Annotated in this window: 9 protein-coding genes and 1 pseudogene; 4 read left to right on the top strand and 6 right to left on the bottom strand. The window is 64.7% G+C overall.

Translation table 11 applies throughout. From position 1 onward, the window contains the following. Positions 1-181: 181 nt before the first annotated feature. Together L0C59_RS10880 and L0C59_RS10875 are read left to right on the top strand one after the other, a co-directional pair. Positions 182-871 (top strand): PIG-L deacetylase family protein, encoded by a 690-nt coding sequence (locus L0C59_RS10880; protein ID WP_243091353.1) that lies wholly within the window; start codon positions 182-184, stop codon positions 869-871. Further along, positions 862-1,281, top strand: a complete 420-nt coding sequence (locus L0C59_RS10875; protein WP_243091352.1) for an archease — start codon at positions 862-864, stop codon at positions 1,279-1,281. Before L0C59_RS10880 ends, L0C59_RS10875 begins: the two co-directional genes overlap by 10 nt. Here L0C59_RS10875 and plsX read toward each other — a convergent pair. From plsX to folK, 4 genes are read right to left on the bottom strand one after another with little or no spacing between them, the layout of a single operon-like run. Next, a complete protein-coding gene (gene plsX / locus L0C59_RS10870) occupies positions 1,270-2,250 on the bottom strand; it encodes a phosphate acyltransferase PlsX (protein ID WP_243091351.1) in 981 nt (326 codons plus the stop codon). The two genes, L0C59_RS10875 and plsX, sit on opposite strands and share 12 nt — an antisense overlap. Continuing rightward, the gene (gene trxA, locus L0C59_RS10865; protein ID WP_243091350.1) at positions 2,247-2,579 is read right to left on the bottom strand and encodes a thioredoxin; all 333 of its coding nucleotides are present in this window, start codon (positions 2,577-2,579) and stop codon (positions 2,247-2,249) included. Before trxA ends, plsX begins: the two co-directional genes overlap by 4 nt. Before the next feature lie 58 nt (positions 2,580-2,637). Further along, on the bottom strand, positions 2,638-3,015 hold the full coding sequence (locus L0C59_RS10860) for an RNA-binding protein S1 (protein WP_243091349.1): 378 nt from the start codon (positions 3,013-3,015) through the stop codon (positions 2,638-2,640). Between the two features lie 42 nt (positions 3,016-3,057). Next, complete coding sequence (gene folK, locus L0C59_RS10855; protein ID WP_243091348.1) at positions 3,058-3,537, bottom strand: 2-amino-4-hydroxy-6-hydroxymethyldihydropteridine diphosphokinase; 480 nt, start codon at positions 3,535-3,537, stop codon at positions 3,058-3,060. Between the two features lie 138 nt (positions 3,538-3,675). On the opposite strand from folK, the gene lysJ reads away from it, so the two are divergent. Together lysJ and L0C59_RS10845 are read left to right on the top strand one after the other, a co-directional pair. Continuing rightward, a complete protein-coding gene (lysJ, locus tag L0C59_RS10850) occupies positions 3,676-4,863 on the top strand; it encodes a [LysW]-aminoadipate semialdehyde transaminase LysJ (protein ID WP_243091347.1) in 1,188 nt (395 codons plus the stop codon). 1 nt (position 4,864) lies between these two features. Continuing rightward, complete coding sequence (locus L0C59_RS10845) at positions 4,865-5,953, top strand: [LysW]-lysine hydrolase (protein WP_243091346.1); 1,089 nt, start codon at positions 4,865-4,867, stop codon at positions 5,951-5,953. 137 nt (positions 5,954-6,090) lie between these two features. On the opposite strand, the pseudogene L0C59_RS10840 reads toward L0C59_RS10845, so the two are convergent. Next, positions 6,091-7,113: pseudogene (locus tag L0C59_RS10840) on the bottom strand (RNA-guided endonuclease InsQ/TnpB family protein); the annotation flags it as partial. Between the two features lie 72 nt (positions 7,114-7,185). After that, on the bottom strand, positions 7,186-8,001 hold an 816-nt coding region (locus L0C59_RS10835; protein WP_243091345.1), incomplete at its 5' end, for an IS3 family transposase.

Raw genomic sequence — 8,001 nt, 5'->3', positions numbered from 1 at the left:
ATGTCTTAGGCACGCCGCCAGCGTTCACCCTGAGCCAGGATCAAACTCTCCAAATAAAAGTACGCCCGAAGGCGTTTTGTTTCGTGGTTTGCCCTATTCCTGCGCTTTCAAGATCCCCCGCCGGTCCAACCGGCGCAACATTGAATGTACCAGGCGGGGGGCTTTCTGTCAAGATGGGGGCATGCTGGACCTCTTGGTGATGGTTCCCCATCCCGACGACGAGAGCTTTGGTGCTGGCGGGGTGCTTCTTCTCGCCAAAAAGGCCGGGCTCAGGACGGGCATCCTCACCCTCACTCGAGGGGAGGCCGGGAGAACCCTGGGGCTTTGCCCCCCAGAGGAGCTGCCCCGGGTGCGGACCCAGGAGCTTGAGCGGGCGGCGGGGATCCTGGAGGTGGACTTCCTCGAGGTCCTCTCCTTCCCCAATGCCCTACCCCAGGCGGTTTCCTCGGAGCACAGGGCGGCGGAGGACCCCCGTGGCCTTGCCTCGGGAAAGGGCCTCCTTGACCATCCCGAGGCAGAAGCGGCCATCCGGGAAAGGCTTCTTGCCCAAAGGCCCCGCTATGTCCTTACCTTTCCCCCTGACGGCATCAACGGCCACCCCGACCACGTGGCGGCAAGCCGCTACGCCACCCGGGCGGCGGAGGGTTTGGCCCAGGTGGTGTACTTCGTGCGGCCCGAAGGCTCCTGGCCCGTCACCCACCGCCTGCACCTCCCCGAATGGGCCTTGGCCCGGAAGCTTAAGGCCCTGGCCCAGCACCGGACCCAGGCCCTGTCCCTGCTGGATTTCATGGAAAGGTATCCGGAAAGGCTCTGGACGGAAACCTACCACCTCCCCGGGGCAAGGGGCACGCAGGAGGGGCCATGGTGGTAAAGCCTCTGGACCACACCGCGGACGTGGGGTTCCTCCTGGAGGCGGAAAGCCTCGAGGACCTCTTCCAGGCGGCCCTAAAGGGCCTTCTCCAGGTGATGTTCCTCTTTCCCCCAGAAGGCGGAAGCCGGCGCAAGCGCCTTTCCCTGGAGGCGGAGGACTTGGAAACCCTCCTGGTCCGTTTCCTCAACGAGCTCATCTACCTGATCCAGACCAAGGCCTTCGTGCCCGGGAAGGCGCGGGTCCAGGTGAAGCAGGAAGCCAGGGGCTACCGCCTCACCGCCACCCTCTGGGGCGAGCCCTTCCAGGAGGGCTTTGGCTTTCAGGGGGAAGTGAAAAGCGCCACCTTCCACGGCCTAGAGGTGAGCCGGGAAAATGGGGTGTGGAAGGCCCAGGTGATCCTAGACGTGTAAAGCGGAAAGGCCCGCCCGCACCCGTTGCAAAAGCCCCGCCGCCACCAGGTTCCTGGCCCTAAGAAGGGCATTTTTCACCGCCAAAGCGTCCGCGGAACCGTGGCCGATGAAGACCGCTCCCTCCACACCCAGAAGGGGCATGGCCCCATATTGGGCGGGATCCACCCTCTCCTTCACCCTCCGCAAAGCCCCCCGGGCCAGAAGGGCCCCCAGCCGGGCCAAGGGGCTCGAGGTGAGGGCTTCCTTGATCCAGCCGAGGAGGACCTTGGCCTCCCCCTCCGCCAGCTTCAGGACCACATTCCCGGTAAAGCCGTCGGTGACCACCACCTCCGCGGTGCCCAAGAAGATGTCCCGCCCCTCCACGTTGCCGAAAAACCGTTCTCCCAGGGCCGCCTTCAGCAGGGGGTAGGTCTCCAGCACCAGGGCATTGCCCTTACCCTCCTCCTCGCCGATGGAAAGAAGGCCCACCTTCGGGTCCCTGAGGCCGCTGGCCTCGGCATAGGCCAGGCCCATAACGGCGAACTGCACCAAGAAGGAAGGGCGGCAGTCCGCGTTGGCCCCCCCGTCCAGGAGGAAGGTGCGCCCCTTTTGGCTGGGAAACTCCACCAAGAGGGCGGGCCTTTCCACCCCCTTGACCCGCCCCAGGGTAAAGAGGGCCGCGGCCATGGTGGCCCCGGTATGGCCCATGGAGACCACCGCCTGGACCTCGCCCCGCTTCAGGAGGTCCATGGCCACCATGATGGAGCTGTCCCGGCGCTTCCTCACCTCCGTGGCGTGCTCCTCCATGGGAATCCAGTCCGGGGCATGGTGGATGGGCAAGGAGGCCCCCAAACGGGCAAGCTCGGCCCGCAAGCGGGCCTCCTCCCCCACCAGGAGGACCTCCACCCCTTCCTTAGCCGCCCAAACGGCCCCCTGGACCGTGACCGCAGGGGCCCTGTCGCCCCCCATGGCGTCCAGGGCGATCCTCATGCGCTGGCGGGGAGGTGCTTCTGGATTTTGGCCTCAAAGTTACGCTTGGGCTGGGCCCCCACCAGGACCTCCACCGGCTGGCCGTTTTTGAAGAGGATCACCGTGGGGATGCTCATGACCCGGTAGCGCATGGCCGTCTTGGGGTTCTCGTCCACGTCCAGCTTGGCCACGATAAGCTTCCCCTCGTACTCCCTGGCCAGCTCCTCCAGGATGGGAGCGATCATGCGGCAAGGAGCGCACCACTCCGCCCAGAAGTCCACCAGGACCAAGGGGTGTCCGCTTAAGGTCTGGTCAAAGTTGGCGTCGGTAACCTCTATGGGCTTCGCCATACCCCATCACTTTAAAGCAAAACCCCGGGGACACAAACCCCCGGGGGAACCCTTTGGGTTAACGCTTCCGCTTGCCGCCCTTCTTGCCCCCCTTGCCGCCGAAACCCCCGGTGCCCCGCAGGAAGCTCTTTAGCTTGTTCTCAAACTCGGGGGACTGCTTGGGCAGGCGCCTAGGCCTGGGAGGCGGGGCCCCTTCCGGAGCGGGGGTGAGGTCCTTGATGGAAAGGTCCAAACGCCCCTTGGCGTCCCGCCCCTTCACCATCACCTGGACGATGTCCCCCTCGTTGAGGAAGTCCCGCACGTTCCTCACGAACTCGTGGGCGATCTGGGAGATGTGCACCAGGCCCTGCTCGCCCCCCGGGAGCTCCACAAAGGCGCCAAAATCCGTAACCCGCACCACGCGGCCCTCTACAACGCTTCCAGCTTCTAGCTCCACTTTCCTTCTCCCTTTGCGCGGCTCGGATCCGCGATGCCCCCACTATAGCACAAAGGGCCGCACCCCCTTTCGGTCCAGGGGGGCGAGGAGCTGGGCAAAGGTGCGCCCCAGCACCGGATGGCGCCCTTCGGGGATGAGGTCGGCCAGGGGCACCAGGACGAAGGCCCGCTCGTGGAGCCTGGGATGGGGCACCTCGAGGCCCTCCTCCCTTAGGACCAGGTCCCCGTAGAGCAGGAGGTCCAGGTCTATGGTCCTCGGCCCCCAGCGCTCCTCCCGCTTGCGCCCCAGGCCTTGCTCTATCCCCAGAAGCCCCTTCAGGAAAACCCTCGGGGAAAGCCCCGTGTCCACCTCCGCCACCAGGTTCAGGTAGGGGGGCTGGGGTGGGCCCACGGGCTCGGTTTCGTACACGGGGGAAAGACGGAGGAGACGGGTCTCAGGGAGCCGGGAAAGGTGGGAAAGGGCCCATAGAAGGTAGCCCGCCCGGTCCCCCAGGTTGGAGCCCAAGCCCACATAGGCCAGCACCTCCCCAGTCTATCCGTTGACAAGGAGGTCCCGCCCCCCTACCCTGAAGGGGAGATGGCCACCTGGGGCAAAACCTGATGGGGCCTGGGAAGCCTGGCTTCCCGGGCCCGCCCGGGGGCTTTTCTTTTGGAGGCGAGGATGGTTGGGGCAAATGTGGACTGGCGGACCCTTCTGGAAGCGGAAAAGAGCCTGGACACGGGCGTCTACACCAAGCACGACCTCCTTTTGGTACGGGGGCAAGGGGCCAGGGTCTGGGATGCCGAGGGCCAGGAGTACATCGACTGCGTGGGGGGTTACGGGGTGGCCAACCTGGGCCACGCCAACCCCGAGGTGGTGGAGGCCATCAAGAGGCAGGCGGAGACCCTCCTCTCCATGCCCCAGACCCTGCCCACCCCCATGCGGGGGGAGTTCTACCGCACCCTGGTGAGCCTTCTCCCCAAGGAGCTCAACCGGGTCTTCCCCACCAACTCCGGCACCGAGGCCAACGAGGCGGCCATCAAGTTCGCCTGGGCCCACACCAAGAGGCGGAAGCTGGTGGCCGCCATGCGGGGCTTTTCAGGGCGCACCCTAGGAAGCCTCTCCGTCACCTGGGAGCCCAAGTACCGGGAACTCTTCCTACCCCTTTTGGGCCCCGTGGAGTTCATCCCCTATAACGATGTGGAGGCCCTAAGGAAGGCGGTGGACGAGGAGACCGCGGCGGTGATCCTCGAGCCCGTGCAGGGGGAAGGGGGGGTGCGCCCCGCCACCAGGGAGTTTCTGGAAGCCGCCCGGGAGATTACCTGGGAAAAGGGTGCCCTACTGATCCTGGACGAGATCCAGACCGGCATGGGACGTACGGGAAGGCGCTTCGCCTTTGAGCACTACGGGGTGGTGCCCGACATCCTGACCCTGGCCAAGGCCTTAGGGGGCGGGGTGCCCATGGGGGCGGCGGTGATGCGGGAGGAGGTGGCGAGGAGCATGCCCAAGGGGGGCCACGGCACCACCTTCGGGGGGAATCCCTTGGCCATGGCCGCCGGGGTGGCCGCCCTGCGCTACCTGGAGCGCACCCGGCTTTGGGAAAGGGCCGCGGAGCTGGGACCCTGGTTCATGGAAAGGCTACGGGAGATCCCCTCTCCCAAGATCCGCGAGGTGCGGGGGCTCGGGCTCATGGTGGGCCTCGAGCTCAAGGAGAAGGCTGCCCCCTACATCGAGCGCCTGGAAAAGGAGCACCGGGTGCTGACCCTGCAGGCGGGTCCCACGGTGATCCGCTTCCTTCCCCCGTTGGTGATAGAAAAGGCCGATCTGGAACGGGTGGTGGAGGCGGTGCGGGCTGTACTAACCCAATGACATGAGCGCAAACGCCTTGGACCCCGTTGAGTTCCTGATGGGGGCTCTGAAGATCCCCTCCCCCTCCGGTGAGGAGCGCTTGGTGGCGGAGTACCTGGCGGAGGGCATGGAGCGGCTCGGCCTTAAAGGCTTTGTGGACGAGGCGGACAACGCCCGCGGCCAGACGGGCCATGGCCCCATCCAGGTGGTCCTCCTGGGGCACATCGACACCGTGCCTGGGGTGGTGCCGGTGCGCCTTGAGGGCAACAAGCTCTTCGGCCGGGGAGCGGTGGACGCCAAGGGCCCCTTCGTGGCCATGATCCTGGCCGCTGCCGGGCTTTCCGAGGAGGCGAAGGGGCGCCTTACCGTCCACCTGGTGGGGGCCACCGAAGAGGAGGCCCCCAGTTCCAAGGGAGCCCGCTTCGTGGCCCCCAGGCTTAAGCCCCACTACGTCATCATCGGGGAACCCTCGGGCTGGGAGGGCATCACCCTGGGGTACAAGGGAAGGCTTTTGGTAAGGGCAAGGCGGGAAAAGGACAACTTCCACTCCGCCCACCACGAGCCCAACGCCGCGGAGGAGCTCATCAGCTACTTCGTGGCCATCAAGGCCTGGGCGGAGGCCATGAACGTGGGGCAGAGGGCCTTTGACCAGGTGCAGTACACCCTAAGGGATTTCCGCATCCAGCCCGCGGAGCTCAAGCAGGTGGCGGAGATGTTCTTTGATCTGCGCCTCCCGCCCAGGCTCCCCCCGGAGGAGGCCATCCGCCACCTCACCGCCTATGCCCCCCCCACCATAGAGCTGGAGTTCTTCGGCCGGGAGGTGCCCTACCTGGGCCTCAAGGACACCCCCCTGACCCGGGCCCTAAGGCAGGGGATCCGCAAGGCTGGGGGGAAACCCGTCTTCAAACTGAAAACCGGAACCAGCGACATGAACGTCCTGGCCCCCCACTGGCCCGTGCCCATGGTGGCCTACGGCCCCGGGGATTCCACCCTGGACCACACCCCCCATGAACACATAGAGGTGGAGGAGTTCCTGAAAGGGATAGAGGTGCTAAGGGGGGCCCTCGAGGCCCTGGCCCAAACGCGCCCGCCCGAACCTGCCTTAGGGTGACGACTCCCCGGACTTAAAGTCCGGGGCTTCCCAAGATACGGGCCACGCCCGTGACCAGGAGAACCTCTCCTGAAGGCCCCGCCCATGGGGCAGGCGTACTGCCGTACCCAGAGGGGACGCCTCTCCCGGTGGCCGCAAACTGGACAGTCCTGGCTTGTGTATCGGGGATCTACGGCAATGACCCGCCTACCAGCCTCCGCCGCTTTGTAGGCGAGGATTTCTAGGAACTGTGCCCACCCTGCATCGTGTACCCCTTTGGCGACGGGGGTACGCGAGAGGGCAAGGATGTTCAGGTCCTCAAGGTACGGGCTATGCCCGTGACCGTGAACGATGGTGTCATAGGTGTTCACCAGCTTCCTCGCTAGCTTGTGGTGGAAGTCCTTTCTCTGACGGGCAACCTTACGGTGGGGCTTAGCCAGGTGGGCCTTGGCCTTCCTGTAGCGGTTACTCCCCTTTTTCTTCCTGGAGAGGGAACGTTGTGCTCGGGCAAGTTTATCCTGGGCCTTTTGAAGGTACCTTGGGGCTTCGATCCTCTCCCCCTCGGAGGTGACCAGGAAGTAGGGGTTGGTGCCCAGGTCTATCCCGATAGTCCTGGGAGTGGGAGGCAAAGGTTTGGCTTCCACTTGGCAGACGAAGACGATGTACCAGTGGTCCCCTCCCCTTTTGACCGTGGCCGTCTTTATCTCGCCTTCCAGGGGGCGGTGGAACTTGAGCTTGACCGAGCCGAGGCCAAAGAGAAAGACCCTCTTGCCTCCATCCTGAACCTTGACCCCGGTAGTCCCAGCTTGGGGGAAGGTGAAGGAGTCGTAGCGTCCCTTTCCCTTGAAGCGGGGGTAGCCTGGTTTCTGTCCCCTCTTCACCCGGCGAAAGAAGCCCTGGAAGGCCCTATCCACCCGCTCGGTCACGGACGTAGCCCTTATGTTGATAACGTTTTGCAACCCCTGGGAGTGGATGCGCTTGTACTCGGGCAACTCGGCCCGTATCTTGGGTAGGTGCCTCTTCTGTTTGTAGAAGCCGATAGTCCTTCCGGCCTTCTTGTAGGCATCCCTCCTCTCCTGGAGGGCGGCGTTGTACAGCTGGCGGCAGAGCTCAAGGGTCCCTTCAAGGTCCCTGGTTTGGGGCTTGGTGGGGTAGAGGCGGTACTTGAAGGCCTTGAGCATCTGTTGCGGGTATAAGCTACCACATCCACCCTTTTATCCTGTGTCCGCCTCCGGCGGAAGGAGCTTGCGCCCCTAAGTTTGTACACTATGCTTCCCTCCTGCATGTGAGCCCTCAATATTTTTGTACCCTAGCCCCGAATGGAGCCTCCCTTCATGGTAGTATTGCAGCCTTTCCTCTATCACCCCCCTCAGCTCCGTCAGGTCCTTGGCCTCCAAAAACAGGTCCCTGTTCTCCCACTTAAACCGCGAGAAAAACGACTCCATCACCGGGTTCCCCCGCGGCCCCATCAGGCTGTAGGAAACCCGCTGCCCATCCCCCAGCAAAAGCTGCCCCACCCATTCGTGGCTCAAGAAAGCTCCCCCCTGGTCGTGGTGCACAATGGCCCGGGGCAGGCCTCCCCTCCTCTCCTGGATGTAGGCCTTGGCCCGCTCCCACACCTCCAGGGCCGCCTCCGCCGTAGGGGAGGGATATACCCCCCAGGCCAGAACCACCCTCGTGGCGTGATCCAGGATGGGCAAGAACCAGACCCTACCCCCCCGGTAGGGAAGGAGGGTGAAGTCGGTGTACAAGAGTTCAAAGGGCTCTGGCGTTCGCTCCCGGAGAAGGAAGGCCCTCAGGTCAGCCCGGTCCCCGGCCAGAAGGACAATCTCCAAAAGGGGGTTGGGCTTGGGCTTGCGAACCTTACGTCCCAAGGCCAGGTGGAACTCCTTGAGCAACCGGCGGATGCGCTTCTCGTTGATGACCACCCCCCGGCGCCGGAGCTCCCGCGCCAGCCGGCGGTATCCGTACTGGGGGTGCTCCCCCAAAACCTCCCGCATCAGGGCCACCGCCTTCTCATCCGCCTCCTGCCGCCTCCGGTCCGCTTCCACCTTCTGCCGCTGGTAGTA

Origin of the sequence: Thermus neutrinimicus (genome assembly GCF_022760955.1) — a bacterium.
Classification (GTDB): Bacteria; Deinococcota; Deinococci; order Deinococcales; family Thermaceae; genus Thermus; species Thermus neutrinimicus.
This window is presented reverse-complemented; position numbering and strand designations above follow the sequence as displayed.